Origin of the sequence: Aureimonas flava (genome assembly GCF_003583935.1) — a bacterium.
Taxonomy (GTDB): domain Bacteria; phylum Pseudomonadota; class Alphaproteobacteria; order Rhizobiales; family Rhizobiaceae; genus Aureimonas; species Aureimonas flava.
Genome location: NZ_QYRN01000009.1, coordinates 32,632 through 47,111, shown reverse-complemented (window position 1 = coordinate 47,111; position 14,480 = coordinate 32,632). Strand labels below are relative to the sequence as shown.

Below are 14,480 nucleotides of genomic sequence, written 5' to 3'. Positions count from 1 at the left end.
GGCGGGGCGGGCGACCGTCCCGCCCCTTTTCGTCGCCGCTCAGGCCGGTTTCGCGACGGGGCTCCGCCCGCGCTCGGCCAGCGCGACGCCGCCGAGCACCAGGGCCAGCGCCGCGAGGTGATGGAGGTGGAACGGCTCGCGGAGGACGAGGATCGCGAGGATCGCCCCGAACACCGGAACGGTGTTGACGAAGATGTTGGCCCGGTTGGCGCCGATCGCCTCGACGCCGCGCAGGTAGAAGGCCTGGGACAGGATCGAGGGAAAGACGATCGTGAAGGCGAGCACGGCCAGACCCTGGGCGTCGGGCGCCGCGAAGCCGCCGGACCACAGCTCCCAGGCCATCAGCGGCACGGCGCCGATCACCCCACCGAGGCTCAGCAGGAAGATCGAGCTCAGCCAGTGGACGCGCGGCTTGCGCGACAGGAGGATCGTGTAGATCCCGAAGATCAGCACCGCCAGCGCGATCAGCGCGTCGCCGCGGTTGAGGTCGAGCGACAGGATGGTCTCCGGCGCGCCGTGCGAGGCCACGAGGAGCACGCCCGCCAGCGTCAGGCCGAAGCCGACCACCTGCAGACCCGTCACCCGGACGTGGAACGCCAGGAACATGCCGACGAACACCACGAGCGGCATCGACGCCTGGATGATCATCGCGTTGATCGCGCTCGTGTGCATCAGCGCGACGTAGAACAGGGCGTTGAAGCAGGTGAAGCCGAGTAGGCCGAGGCCGACGAAGTAAGGCGCGTAGCGGCGAAGGGTGCGTGCCTCGCGCGCCAGGTGCGGCCGCGCGAAGGGGAATAGGACGACCACCGCGCCCACCCAGCGAAGCAGCGTCAGCGTCATGGGCGAGATGTGCCCGATCGCCAGCTTTCCCGCCACGGCGTTGGCGCCCCAGATGAGCGCGGTGAGAAGAAGCAGCACGTAGGGATGGGCGAGTCGCTGGACCATGGACCAGCTTTCGCGGATCGCGCCCCGGCAGGCAATCGTCCGCCCGCCCGGATTCTCGTGGCTGGTTGGGAAAAAGCCCGCTCGCGACCTCGCGCGGCGGGCGAGGCTTGACTATAGTCCGCCGCGTTTGCGCCGACGGACCCCCGACGGGTCCTTCGCGCGTCCCGAATTCAGAATCGCAGGGCCACGAGCCCTCCAGGAGACTGCATGGCAAACGTCGTCGTCGTCGGTTCCCAGTGGGGAGACGAAGGGAAGGGCAAGATCGTCGACTGGCTTTCCGAGCGGGCCGACGTGGTCGTGCGATTCCAGGGCGGCCATAATGCCGGGCATACGCTGGTCGTCTCGGGCGTTTCCTACAAGCTGTCGCTGCTGCCGTCCGGCGTAGTGCGGCAGGGCAAGCTCTCGGTGATCGGCAACGGCGTGGTGTTCGATCCGCACGCCTTCGTCGCCGAGAAGAAGCGCATCGAGGGGCAGGGCGTCTCGATCACGCCCTCGACCCTGCGCATCGCCGACAACGCGGCGCTGATCCTGTCGCTGCACCGCGAGCTCGACGCGGCGCGCGAGGCCGCCGCCGCGGGCACCAAGATCGGCACCACCGGGCGCGGCATCGGCCCGGCCTACGAGGACAAGGTCGGTCGTCGCGCGATCCGCGTCATGGATCTCGCCGAGCCCGAGGCGCTGCCCGAGCGTATCGAGCGCCTGCTCGCCCACCACAACCCGCTGCGCCGCGGCCTCGGCCAGCCCGAGGTGGACGCCGCCGCGATCCTGGAGGAGCTGACCTCGGTGGCTGCCGAGATCACCCCCTATATCGACCGCGTATGGCGCCTGCTCGACGAGCGCCGCAAGGCGGGCGAGCGCATCCTGTTCGAGGGCGCGCAGGGCACGCTGCTCGATATCGACCACGGCACCTATCCCTTCGTCACCTCGTCCAACACGGTGGCGGGGCAGGCGGCGGCGGGGTCGGGTCTCGGCCCCTCCAGCCTCGGTTTCGTCCTTGGCATCACCAAGGCCTACACGACGCGCGTCGGCGAGGGCCCGTTCCCGACCGAGCAGGACAACGAGGTGGGCGAGTTCCTCGGCACCAAGGGGCACGAGTTCGGCACGGTCACGGGGCGCAAGCGCCGCTGCGGCTGGTTCGACGCGGTGCTGGTGCGCCAGGCGGTGGCGATCAACGGCATCCATGGCCTGGCGCTCACCAAGCTCGACGTGCTGGACGGGATGGACGAGATCCGCATCTGCACGGCGTACGAGCTGGACGGGCAGCGCATCGACTACTTCCCCGCGAGCCTCGCGGCGCAAAAGCGCGTGAAGCCGGTCTATGAGAGCTTCGAGGGCTGGAAGGGCACCACAGCGGGCGCCCGCTCCTGGGGGGACCTGCCGGCCCAGGCCGTGAAGTACGTTCGCCAGATCGAGGAACTGGTCGGTGCGCCGGTGACGCTTCTGTCCACCTCGCCCGAGCGTGACGACACGATCCTTGTCCGGGATCCGTTTCAGGATTAATGAAAGCTTGATATAAGGTTTTCAGGTTCGTACGAACTTTCGGCTGCGCCGCGCGGCCCCCGCGCCCGACGGTCGCGGGGATCGGCCACAACCGGAGGGGAGACGTTCCGTCTTCCTTCCTCCGGTTGCGACCCGTATCGATTCCCTGGCAGGCGGGATCGGCTCCGGGCCGGGCCGGACGGGGGCTGGATTGCCGCGAGGCTCGATCCGTTCCCGGTACCGACCTCGAGTGAGTGCAGCGCTTCATGGCGAATCTGACCGCCGTTCTCCGCAAGACCATCGACGGCTTGCCGAATGCCACGCCGCAACTGCGGGCCAAGGTCTACGAGAAGGCGCGGGCGGCCATCACCCGCCAGATCCAGGCCGCCGATCCGCCGCTCGCCCCGGAAGTGGCCGAGCAGCGATACCGCGTGCTCGAGGATGCGATCGCCGAGTCCGAGGCGCACTACCAGGGACAGGAGAGCGCGCCGCCGGCGCCCGCGCCGAGCGCCGCCGAAGCCGCCGCGCCGACCGCCGACCCGGTTCCGCCGTCCGAGGCCCCGGCATCGCCGCCCCCTCCCGAACCCGCCCCGGCGCCCGAGCGCCCGGCGCCGCGCCCGCCGATCCCCGCCTTCGCACGTGCGACGCCGACGATGCGCGCGCCCGAGCCCGCTCCGTCGCCCGCTTCGCCGTCCCCCACGGTGCAGCCGCCGGCCGCGCCCGCCTTTCGCGCGCCCGCCGCGCCGTCCATGCCGGCCGCCCCGCCGCGCGCCGAACGCGCCGAGCCGCCGGTGGAGCGCGCGCCCGCGCCGTCGCGCGTCGATGTCGGACCCACCGAAGGCGAGACGCCGCAGGTGGGCGTGGTCGGCCCCGTCGCCGAGGAGGCGCCGCGCGATCTCGGACCCGCGCCTTCCGCACCGCCTCCGTTCACCACGCGCGAGCGTCGGGCGCCCGCCGATGCGGCGGCGCCGACCGGCGAGCCGCGGCCCCCACGCGGCGCGCTGCGCCCCGCCACGCCCGTGCCGGCGAGCGCCGATGCGCGCTCCGGAGCGCCGTCGCCCGGCGCGATGCTCTCGGGCATTCCCGAGGCCGACCTTGCGGCGCCGCGCTATCCGGTGCGGCGTCCCCAGCGCCGCAAGCGGTCGCCGCTTCTCGCCGGCGTCGCGGCGGCGGGCCTGATCGGCCTCGGCGCCCTCGGCTGGATCTACCTCGACGACATCCGCTCCGTGGTGCTCGGCTCGACCGAGACCGCCTCGCTGCCCGCCGGCACCACGTCGGGCCAGACGACCGACGGCGGCGAGACCGCTGCGCCGTCCACCGGTACGACGCCCGAAACGGCGGCGCCGCCGAGCGGCACGGCGACCGACGTCGCGCCCGCGAACCCGGTCACCACGCCGCCGGCGCCGGGCGGGCGCCGCTTCACCCAGCGGCTGCTCGCCGACGGGAGCGAAGTGGACGAGGGGCCGGGTGCCAGTGCCCCCAACGCCTTCGAGGAAGGCACCGACGTCGCCGCCGCAACGATCACCGCGCCGGTCGAATCGCCGCCGGCCGCCGCACAGCCGACGGAGCCTGCCGCCACCACCGCGCCGACGGCCCCCGCCGGAGCGCCTGCCGCGGCGTCGGGCACGGTGCCGGTCGGACAGCGCGCCGTGTTCTACGAGGAGCGGTCGGCCGACCGCGAGGGAACGCAGCAGAACGGCAACGTCGTCTGGAGCCTCGTGAGCGAGCCGCCGGCCGAGGGGCAGCCGGCCGAGCCCGCCATCCGCGCCGTGGTGGACATGCCCGACACCAACCTGCGCATGACCATGACGATCCGACGCAACGCCGACACGACGCTGCCGGCGAGCCACGTGATCGAACTCATGTTCGACACGCCGTCCGGCTTCCCTGGCGGCCAGATCGAGAACGTTCAGCGCTTGGCGCTGAAGCCGACCGAGCAGGCGCGCGGGGAGCCGCTGATCGGCGTCGCCGGCAAGATCTCGGACGGGTTCTTCATCATCGCGCTGAACGACCTGCCGCAGGCGGTGCAGAGCAACCTGGCGCTACTCGGCCGCGAGGAGTGGATCGACATCCCGATCGCCTACACGTCCGGCCAGCGCGCGCTGATGTCGATCGAGAAGGGCATCCCCGGCGAGCGCGTGTTCCGTGAGGCGATTGAGGCCTGGAACGGGCGCACCTGACGCCCTTCGCGGCGGCGGGTGAACTCTCGTTCATGAAGCATTCGTAACGCAACACGCAAGTACTGATGGCGTTTCAACGGCATCGGCATCGGAAAGCGGTGTCGATCCTCGAGACGAAATCAGGAGTCGTGTCATGTCGATACGCAAAAGCGTTGCCGCGTTGCTTCTCGCCGGGACCGTCGTCAGCGGTGCGGCCTACGCGGCCGACCAGGGTGCCAAGCCCGCGTCCACCCAGGAAACCAGGGCCGAGAAGGCGGTCGACAAGGATGTCGGCCGGCTCTCGGCGGACGGCGCGCAGGCCATGCGCGACATCCAGGCGACCCGCCTCGCCATCTTCGACGCCCGGCCGGACGACGCCAAGACGCTGATCGGGCAGGCGCAGGACGCCATGCGCAAGGCAGCGAAGGACGATGCCGTGTTCACCAAGGTGGCCTCGCAGATGGAGGCGATGAACGCGCCGGCGACGGCGAAGACCGACGCGAAGACGGGAGGCGAAGGCCCGGTCGCCTGGGTGCCGGTGGATACCCAGCTCTCGTTCGGTGCGGACTTCAAGGCGACGCCCGAGAAGGTGGCCGCCGTGACCGAGGCCAGCAAGAGCCTGCAGTCGGATCGGCATGCGGCCCTGGAGAAGCTGAAGCTCGTGGGCGACGACGTCCAGTTCGTGACCGCCGTCGTGCCGCTCGACCGGACGACCGGCGACGTCGGCAAGGCCGCCGACCTGATCGGGCAGGGCAAGTACTACGAGGCGAACGCCGTCCTGAAGGACGTCACCGATCAGGTGCGCCTGGACGTGGTTGACATCTACGGCCAGCCGGTCGCGGCGAAGACCAAGGACAAGGTGGCGGCCTCCGCGCCGGCGCCGGCGGCAAAGGCGGCGACGCCTGAGACCAAGGCCGACTGAGCGCGGCCCGCGCAACGGAGAGGCGCCGCGGAAGCGGTGCCTCCATCGATCCGGCACCCGCGTCGGACAGGAAAAAGCCCCCGACGCCGTGCGGCATCGGAGGCTTTCGTGTTTCGACCGGGGCCGCCGCCGTCAGGCGTGCGCGTCCTCGACCACGCGCAGCGAACGGCGGGCGGCTTCCGCCGTATCCTGCACCGCCTTCTGCACCTTCTCGAAGGCGCGCACCTCGATCTGGCGCACACGCTCGCGGCTGATGTCGAACTCGCCCGACAGGGCTTCGAGCGTCAGCGGATCCTCGGACAGGCGGCGCGCCTCGAAGATGCGCCGCTCGCGGTCGTTCAGCACGTCCATCGCCTGATGCAGCATGCCGCGGCGCTGCTCCAGTTCGTCCTGCTCGACCAGAACGTCCTCCTGGCTCTCCGACTGGTCGACCAGCCAGTCCTGCCACTCGCCGGACTCGCCTTCCGTAGCCCGGATCGGCGCGTTGAGCGAGGCGTCGCCCGACAGGCGCCGGTTCATGGAGACGACTTCCTCCGCGGACACGCCCAGCTGGGTGGCGATCTGGTCGACCTGGTCGGGGCGCAGGTCGCCCTCGTCCAGAGCCTGGATCCGGCTCTTCATCTTGCGCAGGTTGAAAAACAGGCGCTTCTGGTTGGCCGTGGTGCCCATCTTCACGAGGCTCCAGGACCGCAGGATGTATTCCTGGATCGAAGCCTTGATCCACCACATCGCATAGGTGGCGAGGCGGAAGCCGCGATCGGCGTCGAACCGCTTCACCGCCTGCATCAGCCCGACATTGCCCTCCGACACGACCTCGCCGATCGGCAGGCCGTAGCCGCGATAGCCCATCGCGATCTTCGCCACGAGGCGCAGATGGCTCGTCACCAGCTTATGCGCCGCGTCACGGTCGTCGTGCTCGGCATAGCGCTTAGCCAGCATGTATTCTTCGTTCGGCTCCAGCATCGGAAACCGCCGGATTTCGTCGAGATAGCGGCTGAGGCCGCCTTCGCCGGAGGCGATGCTGGGAAGATTGGCTCTCGCCATATGGAACCCTCCTTCTGCCTGGATCGCTCGTATCCCGAGCCGATCGGCCGCGTGCCGCCCCTGAGGCGCGGTCCGCCGAGCTTGGATATGGGGACTCTATGCCCCGATTACACGGCCGGAAGGGGGCGGACGAAGGTTACAATTCGTTCACCCGCGGAAGACGCCGGGCCGGTCTCGCCTCGCCGTCGTCGCGGGCGGTTCAGGCGGGCAAACGGGCCAGCGCCTCCAGAAGTTCCTGCATGTCCTCCGGCAGCTCGGTCTCGAACGCCATCGGCTCGCCCGTCACCGGATGCTCGAAGGCGAGGCGGAACGCGTGGAGGGCCTGCCGGGGAAAAGCCGCGACGATCTCGCCGACCTCGCCGAGCTTGCGCGACTTGGTCCGGAAATGCGCGCCGTAGACGTCGTCGCCGATCAGCGGATGTCCGATATGGCTCATGTGCACGCGGATCTGGTGCGTGCGGCCGGTTTCCAGGATGCAGGCGATCAGCGACGCGTTGGCACCCTCCGAGCCGAAGCGCTCCAGCACCTCGAAATGGGTGACCGCGTGGCGCGCGTCCGGCCGTCCGTCGGGCACCACCTGCCGCTTGGTGCGATCGGAGTTGGAGCGGCCGAGCGCCGCCTCGACCGTTCCCACCGGTCGCGCAGGCACGCCCCAGACCACGGCCTGGTAGGCGCGCTCCATGCGTCCGTCCTGCCCGTGGGCAGCGAACTGCGCCGCGAGCGAACGGTGGGCGGCGTCGGACTTCGCCACCACCATGACGCCGCTCGTATCCTTGTCCAGGCGATGGACGATGCCGGGCCGCTTCACGCCGCCGATGCCCGACAGCGTGTCGCCGCAATGGAAGAGGAGGGCGTTGACCAGCGTACCGGTCCAGTTGCCGGGGCCCGGATGCACCACCAGCCCCGCCGGCTTGTCGAGCACCACGAGATGCTCGTCCTCGTAGAGGATGTCGAGCGGGATGTCCTCGGCCACGGGCTCGGGCGCTTCGGGCTCGGGCATGTCGAGGCGCACCGTCTCGCCGGCCGCGACCTTGCGTTTCGGAAGGAGCACGGGCGTCTCGTCGATGCGGACCTGGCCGTCCTCGATCAGCGACTGGAGGCGCGAGCGCGACAGCTCGCCGCCGAGCGCCGCGGCCAGGAACTGGTCGAGCCGGCGGCCCGCGTCATCGTCGCCGACGCGGAACTCGCTTGCGTCCGTTTCGTCTCCCCCTGTACCAACGATCGACATCAGACACTCCAGCGGCGCGGGAAGAACGTGACGGGAAACACTGAAACCGGCGGCGTGCCGCACGATCCGGCCTTCGAGAAGGTGCGACGCAAGATGGTCCGCCTTCTGGGCGTGTCGATCGCCGTCCTGTTCGTCGGGCTTATCGCGGTTCTGAGCGCCGTTGTCTATCGCACCTCCGACGCCAAGGACGACGCGCGCGCCGGCGGCACGCTGCCGCCGCTGGCGATCGGTGCAGGCGCGAGAATCACCAGCTCCGCGCTGGACGGCGACCAGGCGCTGCTGACGGTGGAGCGCACCGACGGCGGGCAGGACCTCCTTCTCCTCGACCTGCGCAGCGGCACCGTGGCCGCACGCTACCCCGTGCAGGCGACACCAGTGGCCGCTCCGGCGCCGATTGGAAACTGACCCGCAGAAACCGCTTGCCAAGCCGAAACGGGCCGACTATACCCCCAATCACTGGTTCGCGCCCATCGTCTAGCGGTTAGGACGGTGCCCTCTCACGGCGCAAACAGGGGTTCGATTCCCCTTGGGCGTACCAGTCTTTCCTCAAGTTCGTATATCTGGTTTCACGGTCGCCAAGCCGAGCGTCGGCTCTTGCGCCGGGCGGCGGTTCGTCGGATCAGGCGGGGTGGGCGCGGGGTGCGTCGGCGGACGAGAGGGGTGCCATGCGAGGGCACGAGGGGGCGGACTTCGGTCCGGCCGTGATCGACATCGCCGACCGTGAGGACGAGCGGATCGCCGCCTTTCGCGACGTGCGCGAGCGCGACCTGACGCGCAGCGGGCGCTTCATCGCGGAAGGGGCGGTGGTGCTCGACCAGATCCTGGCCTCGCGCCGGTTCCGGCTCGTGGCGCTGCTGGTGCTGCGCGAGCGGCTGGCCGGCCTTGCGCCGCGCCTGGCCGCGCTGCCGGCGGACACGCCCGTGTACCGGGTCGAACGCGAGCTGTTCGATCGGATCGCCGGCTTTCCCGTGCATCGCGGCGTGATGGCGCTGGCCGAGCCCGTCGAGCCCGCCGCAGCGGCCGACCTCGACGCCGCGCTGGCGGCCACGGTCGCGGCGCGCGGCTGCGTGGTGGTCGCGTGCGGCCTGTCCAACCACGACAACATGGGAGCGACGTTCCGCAATGCGGCCGCCTTCGGCGCGGGCGCGGTGATCCTCGACCGGCGGGCCTGCGATCCGCTCTATCGCAAGGCGATTCGGGTATCGGTCGGAACGGTGTTCACCGTTCCCTTCGCGCGCTGGGGCGGCGCGGTGTCGATCGCGGATCGGCTGGCCGGGCTCGGCTTCGAATGCGTGGCGTTGAGCCCCGGCGCGCCGGAGCCGCTGCGCGCCCTGCGCGACCGCCGCGCGCGGGCCCTGTTCCTGGGTGCGGAGGGCGAGGGGTTGGAGGGCGATGTGATCGCCCGCTGCCGTCCGGTGCGCATCGAGATGGCGTCCGGCCTCGACAGCCTCAACGTCGCGACTTCCGCCGCGCTCGTCCTGCACCACCTGGCTTGGCCGGAGCAGCCGTGACGGGCGTCTCGTCGGCCTGAAGGCGGCGCACCCGGTCGGCGAGCAGGGGCTCGCCCGCGTCGGCGGGGGGCGGCGCGTCGGCGATGATGCGCGCAAGCCGGGATTCCGGCCCCTCGACCTTGATGCGCTCGTGGATGACGCGGGCGGCGATGTCGCCGATCCGCTCGCGGATTTCGGCATGGTCCGCGCTGGCGGTCGACGGCTTCCCCGCGCCGCCGAGCGCGATGGCCGCGCGCAGGCGGGTGTTTCCGGTGGGCGAGGCGAGGCCGTCTTGCGGGTCGCCTGCGAGCGTGGGCGCGGTCGCCGCGAGGGCCCGCAGGTCGCCCCGAGGCCGTTCCACGGTCTCCTTCGCCGGGGAGGGCGGAGGCGAACGTCCCGGAGCCTGCGCGCGAAGGGCCACCGCCATGTCCTCGGCCCGGGCCTCCGCGGTGGCGAGACGAAACCGCTGCTGGTCGAAGCCTTCGCTCAGCGCCTGATGCTTGGCCGAAAGGGTCGCCAGCTCGCCGTCGCGTCGCTCCAGCCGGGTCCGCAGGTCCTGACGCGCGGCCAGGAGGGCGTCGCGTTCGGTCACGAGGAGTTGGATCTGGCTTTCCAGATGCTCGGTCCGACCGGCGGAGTCGGCGATCTGGCGGTCCAGATCGGCCTGCCGCGCCAGAAGCTGTCCGTTCTCCAGGATCACGCGCCCGGCCTCGGCCCGCTCCCGCGCGGCCGCTTCCCGGGCGGCCCGGTGGCGCATGGCGTCGCTGCGCAGCTCGAAGGCGGCGCGCGCACGCGCGGCGTCGATCTCGCCGCGCATCTCGCGCACGTCGGTGGGGATCGACGCCTCGAACTCGCGGCGGGCAAGGCGCTGCGCGTTGCTCCAGAGGACGGGGGCGAAGATCAGGGCGACGAAGCTGGCGACCAGGGCGCCGAGCGCGAAGACGAGCGCGGTTGCGATCATGAACTAGTCGACCTCGTGCCTGACAGCCGGCGTCCCGCGGCCCCGCCCGTCGCCGGTCGGCACCATGGGGCCATGCCGGTTGTCTTACGTCAAAGCGGCCCGATCTGCCTAGCGCGTCGCGGCGATCAGAACGGGTTCCAGGTCGGGCTCGGGGTGAGTTTCAGGTAGCCCACGTTGACGCCGAGGCGAGCGCCGAGGCCCGTGCGGATGGGAACGAGTGTGATGGAATCGCGCTGCAGGAGCGTCATCCCGACGCCGCCCACGAGATAGGCGCTGCCGCTCATGCCGATGAAGCGGCCGTAGACGCCCTCGACCGAGGGCAGGTTGTAGACCAGCATCATGGTGCGGGCGCCGTCGCCGCCGGCGTCGAAGCCGATGGAAGGGCCCTGCCAGTAGATGCGGTGCTCGCCCGCGTTCTTCGTGAACAAGGTGCCCTCGCCGAAGCGCAGGCCGCCGATCAGCGCGCCCGAGCCCTCCTCGCCGAGGATGTAGCCGTTGGGCAGCCCGCGCTCCTGGAAGGCGCGCTCGATCACGGTCGCCAGGCCGCCCGACGTCGCGCCGAAGAAGCGATGACCCTCGCCGACGATCTCTTCCATCGTGTAGCCGCCGCTCTGCGCCTGGGCGGCGGCCGGCAGGCTCGACAGGCCGAGCGCCGCGGGCAGGGCGACGGCGGCCAGGGCGGCGAAAGCGAGGCGGCGGACCAGCCGGGTCGTGCGGTTCATCGGGATATCCTTCCGAAAGCTCTGGCAGCCCCTGCGTGCGCACGCAGGGTTGAGGTCTCGCCCACAGCTTGCGCGCTCCATGGTTTCCGCTTTGCTAACGGCGCCCCGTTGCCCCTCCGTCAGGTGTCGTGCGGATGTCACAGGCGCGGGAAAGGGTGGCCGGGGCGCGCCTTTGCCTCGCGGCTCGGGCGGCCCCGTGATAGGGCGATTGTGTCGCATTTTCATCGAATGTTAACCGAGACGGAACGCCGATGACGAACCTGCCCGCATTGTCCGCGCCGGATCTGGCGGCTCTCCTGGCCAGCCGCCTCTGCCACGACATCATCTCCCCGGTCGGGGCGATCCAGAGCGGGCTCGAGCTCCTGGACGACATGCCGGACGATCCGGAGTCCATGGCGCTCGTGCGCTCCTCGACCAAGAGCGCGGTGGCCAAGCTCCAGTTCGCGCGCATCGCCTACGGCGCGTCCGGTTCCTCCACCGCGCAGATCGACATGGGCGACGCGCGGACGGTGGCCGAGGGGTGGATGGCCTTCGAGAAGGCCAACCTCCAGTGGTCGGGCGAGCGCGCCTACGTGCCCAAGAACATCGCCAAGCTGGTTCTCAATCTCCTGGTAGTGGCCAACGCCTCGGTGCCGCGCGGGCGCGAGGTGGAGGTCTCGATCGAGCGGCTGGAGCCCACCGCCCGCTTCACCCTCCGCGCGCGCGGCAAGCCGCTGCGCGTGCCGGCCAAGTTCCGCGAGCTCCTGGCCGGCGAGACGACGCCCGAATCGATCGACGCCCACGGGATCCAGCCCTACTACGCGCTGTTGCTGGCGCGGGAAGCGGGGCTCTCGGTCCGGCTGGAGCAGGGCGAGGAGGAGGTCGTCTTCCATGTCGTGCCTGCGGACGAATCGGAGGAGGCCTTGCGATCCGTCGAAATCGAGGCGCCGCGTTGAGGAAACGTTCGCCCTCTTCGTGAACCCCTCCCTAAACTACGGCTGCTAGCGTCTTCGACACGCGCCGGCCTCGAGGTCGGCCGGAGCGGGAGCCCGAGCATGTCAACCTGCCTGGTCATCGACGAATCGAGCATCGTCGCCAAGGTCGCCGCCCGCATCCTGGGCGGGATCGGGCTCGAGACGCTCGGCTCCGAAAGCATGGAGGAGGCCGCGCGCGTGCTGGGCAAGCCGGGCGCGGACGCGCCGGTCCTGGTGCTGGTGTCCGCCTCGCTGCAGAGCACCACGATCGAGGCGTCGGTTCGCGCCCTGCGCGCCGACCCGCGAACCGCCAAGGCACGGATCCTCGTCTCGCTGGTGGAATCGAACCTCGGCACGATGACGCGTGCCAAGCGCGCCGGCGCCGACGGCTTCATCTTCCGCCCGTTCGACCGGGCCTCGCTGCTCGACTGGGTGGGACCCTTCGTAGAGGCGGCGACGCCGGCCGCGGCCTGAGCCCGACGCGAGAAGGCCCGCCGTTCCGGTGGAAGGCGGGCCTCGAAAGTCGCGATCGGCGAGAGGGTCAGGCCGCGCGGGTATCCGATTCGGGCTCGCGCAGCACGTAGCCGCGGCCCCACACGGTCTCGATGTAGTTCTTGCCCTCGGTGGCCGTGGCCAGCTTCTTGCGCAGCTTGCAGATGAAGACGTCGATGATCTTCAGCTCGGGCTCGTCCATGCCGCCGTAGAGGTGGTTCAGGAACATCTCCTTGGTGAGGGTCGTGCCCTTGCGGAGCGAGAGGAGCTCCAGCATGGCGTATTCCTTGCCGGTGAGGTGCACCCGCTGGCCGTTCACCTCGACCGTCTTGGCGTCGAGGTTCACCGTCAGGTCGCCGGTGACGATGACCGACTGGGCGTGGCCCTTGGAGCGGCGCACGATGGCATGGATGCGGGCGACCAGCTCGTCCTTGTGGAAGGGCTTGGTCATGTAGTCGTCGGCGCCGAAGCCGAGGCCGCGGACCTTGTCCTCGATGCCGGCCATGCCCGAAAGGATCAGGATCGGCGTCTTCACCTTGGCGAGGCGCAGCGTCCGGAGAACCTCGTAGCCCGACATGTCGGGCAGGTTCAGGTCGAGCAGGATGATGTCGTAGTCGTAAAGCTTACCAAGATCCACGCCCTCTTCGCCGAGGTCCGTCGTGTAGACGTTGAAGCTCTCGGACTTCAGCATGAGCTCGATGCTTTGCGCAATCGCGCTGTCATCCTCGATCAAAAGAACGCGCATCAGTTAAATCCTCTGCATCAGCCCGGCCGGGGCGGGTCGTCCGACTAGGTTGGAGTTCGTCTTAGAGCTTGAGGGCATCGTGCCAGTGAATGGTTAACAATGCCTTCCGCTCGAATCCTTTGTTCAACCGAGTCTTTCGATCTGTGTCCGCATCAGGGCGAAGATGTGGGGCATCGGCATGGGGACGCACGGCGCTTCCTCGCTTCGACTTGGACTCGATCGGTTTACCCTGCCTTAAATGATCCATGGCTATGATTAACGGCGCGCGTAAACAGACGGTTAAGGTGTAGCCGACGAGGCTTGCCCGAAGCCGCAGATGCGCCGCGAAACGGGGGTTCATGTTGAGAACCCCTATGGAACACAGGAGATGAGGGCGTCATGGCCAAACGTGACAACCTGGTTCGGCTGGCGCGCTTCAAGGTGGCAGAGAAGCGGCGGCAGACCGACCAATTGCAGATGATGCTCAACGAATTCGAGCGGATGGCCGGCGAGCTCGACGCCCAGATCGCCAGCGAGGAGAAGAAGTCCGGCATCACGGACCTCAATCACTTCGCCTATCCGACCTTCGCCAAGGCCGCGCGCACCCGCCGCGACAATCTGACGAACTCGGCCGGCGACCTGCGCATCCAGATGAACGCCGCGCGGATCGCGCTCGAGGAGGCCGAGGCCGAACTGGTCAACGCCGAAAAGCTCGAGCAGCGCGATGCCGGCGAGGACCGCCGCACCGCCGTCGCCTGATCCGCAGGATTTCCCAGACCTCCCGATCGGGGCCCGGACGCCAAGCGCCGGGCCCCTTTTTCGTGGCCGTCCTGCGCGGCGGGGGCAGGGGCCGCCCATGAAAAAAGGCCGGCGCCTTTCGGGCCGACCCTTCCTTCGTCTCGCCGCCGGCGAAGCGATCAGTGAAGATCGATCTTCTTCCGGTATTCCTGGAGCTGCGTGGTGCGCAGCCCGGCCAGGCCATGGCTGTCGATCGACGCCTGCCAGGAAAGGAACTCTTCCACGGTCAACGTGTATCGCGAGCAGGCTTCATCGAGGCTGAGAAGCCCGCCGCGCACCGCCGCCACCACCTCCGCCTTGCGGCGGATCACCCAGCGCCTCGTATTGGAGGGCGGGAGGTCGGCGATCGTCAGCGGACTCCCATCGGGTCCAATGACGTATTTCACTCTTGGTCTAACCTGATCGGTCATTGAACTCTCTACATTACGCAAAGACCTAATCGCATCGCCAAGCTAGACCAGCGGCTCTAAACATTCCGCTAAGCCGTTATTAGCAATTCGATAACAGGTTGAATCAAGCTCCCGCAGCGCGCGGGTGCTCGGCCGGTGGAGTGCGCAGCCCGA

15 protein-coding genes and 1 tRNA gene are annotated in these 14,480 nt (G+C 69.6%); 9 read left to right on the top strand and 7 right to left on the bottom strand.

The features are described from left to right. Nucleotides 1–39: 39 nt before the first annotated feature. Nucleotides 40–945, bottom strand: coding sequence for a DMT family transporter (locus D3218_RS16230; RefSeq protein ID WP_119541123.1), 906 nt, complete (start codon nucleotides 943–945; stop codon nucleotides 40–42). 207 nt (nucleotides 946–1,152) lie between these two features. Here D3218_RS16230 and D3218_RS16225 point away from each other — a divergent pair, with 207 nt between their 5' ends. The 3 genes from D3218_RS16225 to D3218_RS16215 all read left to right on the top strand — a co-directional run bounded on the left by D3218_RS16225 (nucleotide 1,153) and on the right by D3218_RS16215 (nucleotide 5,505). After that, nucleotides 1,153–2,445 (top strand): adenylosuccinate synthase, encoded by a 1,293-nt coding sequence (locus D3218_RS16225; RefSeq protein ID WP_119541122.1) that lies wholly within the window; start codon nucleotides 1,153–1,155, stop codon nucleotides 2,443–2,445. A gap of 245 nt (nucleotides 2,446–2,690) precedes the next feature. Beyond that, complete coding sequence (locus tag D3218_RS16220; RefSeq protein WP_136625123.1) at nucleotides 2,691–4,604, top strand: hypothetical protein; 1,914 nt, start codon at nucleotides 2,691–2,693, stop codon at nucleotides 4,602–4,604. Nucleotides 4,605–4,737: 133 nt separating this feature from the next. Continuing rightward, nucleotides 4,738–5,505: a YfdX family protein gene (locus D3218_RS16215; RefSeq protein WP_136625122.1), complete on the top strand. Its 768-nt coding sequence runs from the start codon at nucleotides 4,738–4,740 to the stop codon at nucleotides 5,503–5,505. Nucleotides 5,506–5,637: 132 nt separating this feature from the next. Here D3218_RS16215 and rpoH read toward each other — a convergent pair whose 3' ends face one another. Together rpoH and D3218_RS16205 are read right to left on the bottom strand one after the other, a co-directional pair. Next, on the bottom strand, nucleotides 5,638–6,549 hold the full coding sequence (gene rpoH, locus D3218_RS16210; RefSeq protein ID WP_119541119.1) for an RNA polymerase sigma factor RpoH: 912 nt from the start codon (nucleotides 6,547–6,549) through the stop codon (nucleotides 5,638–5,640). A 199-nt stretch (nucleotides 6,550–6,748) separates the two neighbouring features. Beyond that, nucleotides 6,749–7,777, bottom strand: a complete 1,029-nt coding sequence (locus D3218_RS16205; protein WP_119541118.1) for an RluA family pseudouridine synthase — start codon at nucleotides 7,775–7,777, stop codon at nucleotides 6,749–6,751. 27 nt (nucleotides 7,778–7,804) lie between these two features. Here D3218_RS16205 and D3218_RS16200 point away from each other — a divergent pair, with 27 nt between their 5' ends. The 3 genes from D3218_RS16200 (at nucleotide 7,805) to D3218_RS16190 (ending at nucleotide 9,288) form a co-directional block, all read left to right on the top strand. Then, nucleotides 7,805–8,182, top strand: a complete 378-nt coding sequence (locus D3218_RS16200) for a fimbrial protein (protein ID WP_136625121.1) — start codon at nucleotides 7,805–7,807, stop codon at nucleotides 8,180–8,182. Nucleotides 8,183–8,240: 58 nt separating this feature from the next. After that, nucleotides 8,241–8,315: transfer RNA gene (locus tag D3218_RS16195), tRNA-Glu, on the top strand. A gap of 127 nt (nucleotides 8,316–8,442) precedes the next feature. Continuing rightward, on the top strand, nucleotides 8,443–9,288 hold the full coding sequence (locus D3218_RS16190) for a TrmH family RNA methyltransferase (RefSeq protein ID WP_119541116.1): 846 nt from the start codon (nucleotides 8,443–8,445) through the stop codon (nucleotides 9,286–9,288). On the opposite strand, the gene D3218_RS16185 is transcribed toward D3218_RS16190, so the two are convergent. Both D3218_RS16185 and D3218_RS16180 read right to left on the bottom strand, forming a co-directional pair. Then, on the bottom strand, nucleotides 9,227–10,228 hold the full coding sequence (locus D3218_RS16185; protein ID WP_119541115.1) for a hypothetical protein: 1,002 nt from the start codon (nucleotides 10,226–10,228) through the stop codon (nucleotides 9,227–9,229). The two genes, D3218_RS16190 and D3218_RS16185, sit on opposite strands and share 62 nt — an antisense overlap. Nucleotides 10,229–10,353: 125 nt before the next feature. Next, on the bottom strand, nucleotides 10,354–10,950 hold the full coding sequence (locus D3218_RS16180; protein WP_119541114.1) for a DUF1134 domain-containing protein: 597 nt from the start codon (nucleotides 10,948–10,950) through the stop codon (nucleotides 10,354–10,356). Between the two features lie 251 nt (nucleotides 10,951–11,201). On the opposite strand from D3218_RS16180, the gene chpT reads away from it, so the two are divergent. Further along, a complete protein-coding gene (chpT, locus tag D3218_RS16175) occupies nucleotides 11,202–11,885 on the top strand; it encodes a histidine phosphotransferase ChpT (RefSeq protein WP_119541113.1) in 684 nt (227 codons plus the stop codon). Nucleotides 11,886–11,984: 99 nt separating this feature from the next. Then, entirely contained in the window at nucleotides 11,985–12,377 is a 393-nt protein-coding gene (locus D3218_RS16170; RefSeq protein ID WP_119541112.1) for a PleD family two-component system response regulator, read from the top strand. A gap of 67 nt (nucleotides 12,378–12,444) precedes the next feature. Here the strand turns inward: D3218_RS16170 and ctrA are convergent, their stop codons facing one another. Beyond that, nucleotides 12,445–13,140, bottom strand: coding sequence for a response regulator transcription factor CtrA (gene ctrA / locus D3218_RS16165; RefSeq protein WP_119541111.1), 696 nt, complete (start codon nucleotides 13,138–13,140; stop codon nucleotides 12,445–12,447). Between the two features lie 378 nt (nucleotides 13,141–13,518). Between ctrA and D3218_RS16160 the strand changes: the two genes are divergently transcribed. Then, the gene (locus tag D3218_RS16160; protein ID WP_119541110.1) at nucleotides 13,519–13,878 is read left to right on the top strand and encodes a flagellar export protein FliJ; all 360 of its coding nucleotides are present in this window, start codon (nucleotides 13,519–13,521) and stop codon (nucleotides 13,876–13,878) included. A 158-nt stretch (nucleotides 13,879–14,036) separates the two neighbouring features. On the opposite strand, the gene sciP is transcribed toward D3218_RS16160, so the two are convergent. Beyond that, nucleotides 14,037–14,327, bottom strand: a complete 291-nt coding sequence (gene sciP / locus D3218_RS16155) for a CtrA inhibitor SciP (protein WP_055888338.1) — start codon at nucleotides 14,325–14,327, stop codon at nucleotides 14,037–14,039. Between the last annotated feature and the right edge of the window lie 153 nt (nucleotides 14,328–14,480).

Coding starts and splice junctions, on each gene's coding strand:
- D3218_RS16230 (WP_119541123.1), bottom strand. CDS start 945: ATGGTCCAGCGACTCGCCCATCCCTACGTGCTGCTTCTTCTCACCGCG.
- D3218_RS16225 (WP_119541122.1), top strand. CDS start 1,153: ATGGCAAACGTCGTCGTCGTCGGTTCCCAGTGGGGAGACGAAGGGAAG.
- D3218_RS16220 (WP_136625123.1), top strand. CDS start 2,691: ATGGCGAATCTGACCGCCGTTCTCCGCAAGACCATCGACGGCTTGCCG.
- D3218_RS16215 (WP_136625122.1), top strand. CDS start 4,738: ATGTCGATACGCAAAAGCGTTGCCGCGTTGCTTCTCGCCGGGACCGTC.
- rpoH (WP_119541119.1), bottom strand. CDS start 6,549: ATGGCGAGAGCCAATCTTCCCAGCATCGCCTCCGGCGAAGGCGGCCTC.
- D3218_RS16205 (WP_119541118.1), bottom strand. CDS start 7,777: ATGTCGATCGTTGGTACAGGGGGAGACGAAACGGACGCAAGCGAGTTC.
- D3218_RS16190 (WP_119541116.1), top strand. CDS start 8,443: ATGCGAGGGCACGAGGGGGCGGACTTCGGTCCGGCCGTGATCGACATC.
- D3218_RS16185 (WP_119541115.1), bottom strand. CDS start 10,228: ATGATCGCAACCGCGCTCGTCTTCGCGCTCGGCGCCCTGGTCGCCAGC.
- D3218_RS16180 (WP_119541114.1), bottom strand. CDS start 10,950: ATGAACCGCACGACCCGGCTGGTCCGCCGCCTCGCTTTCGCCGCCCTG.
- chpT (WP_119541113.1), top strand. CDS start 11,202: ATGACGAACCTGCCCGCATTGTCCGCGCCGGATCTGGCGGCTCTCCTG.
- D3218_RS16170 (WP_119541112.1), top strand. CDS start 11,985: ATGTCAACCTGCCTGGTCATCGACGAATCGAGCATCGTCGCCAAGGTC.
- ctrA (WP_119541111.1), bottom strand. CDS start 13,140: ATGCGCGTTCTTTTGATCGAGGATGACAGCGCGATTGCGCAAAGCATC.
- D3218_RS16160 (WP_119541110.1), top strand. CDS start 13,519: ATGGCCAAACGTGACAACCTGGTTCGGCTGGCGCGCTTCAAGGTGGCA.
- sciP (WP_055888338.1), bottom strand. CDS start 14,327: ATGACCGATCAGGTTAGACCAAGAGTGAAATACGTCATTGGACCCGAT.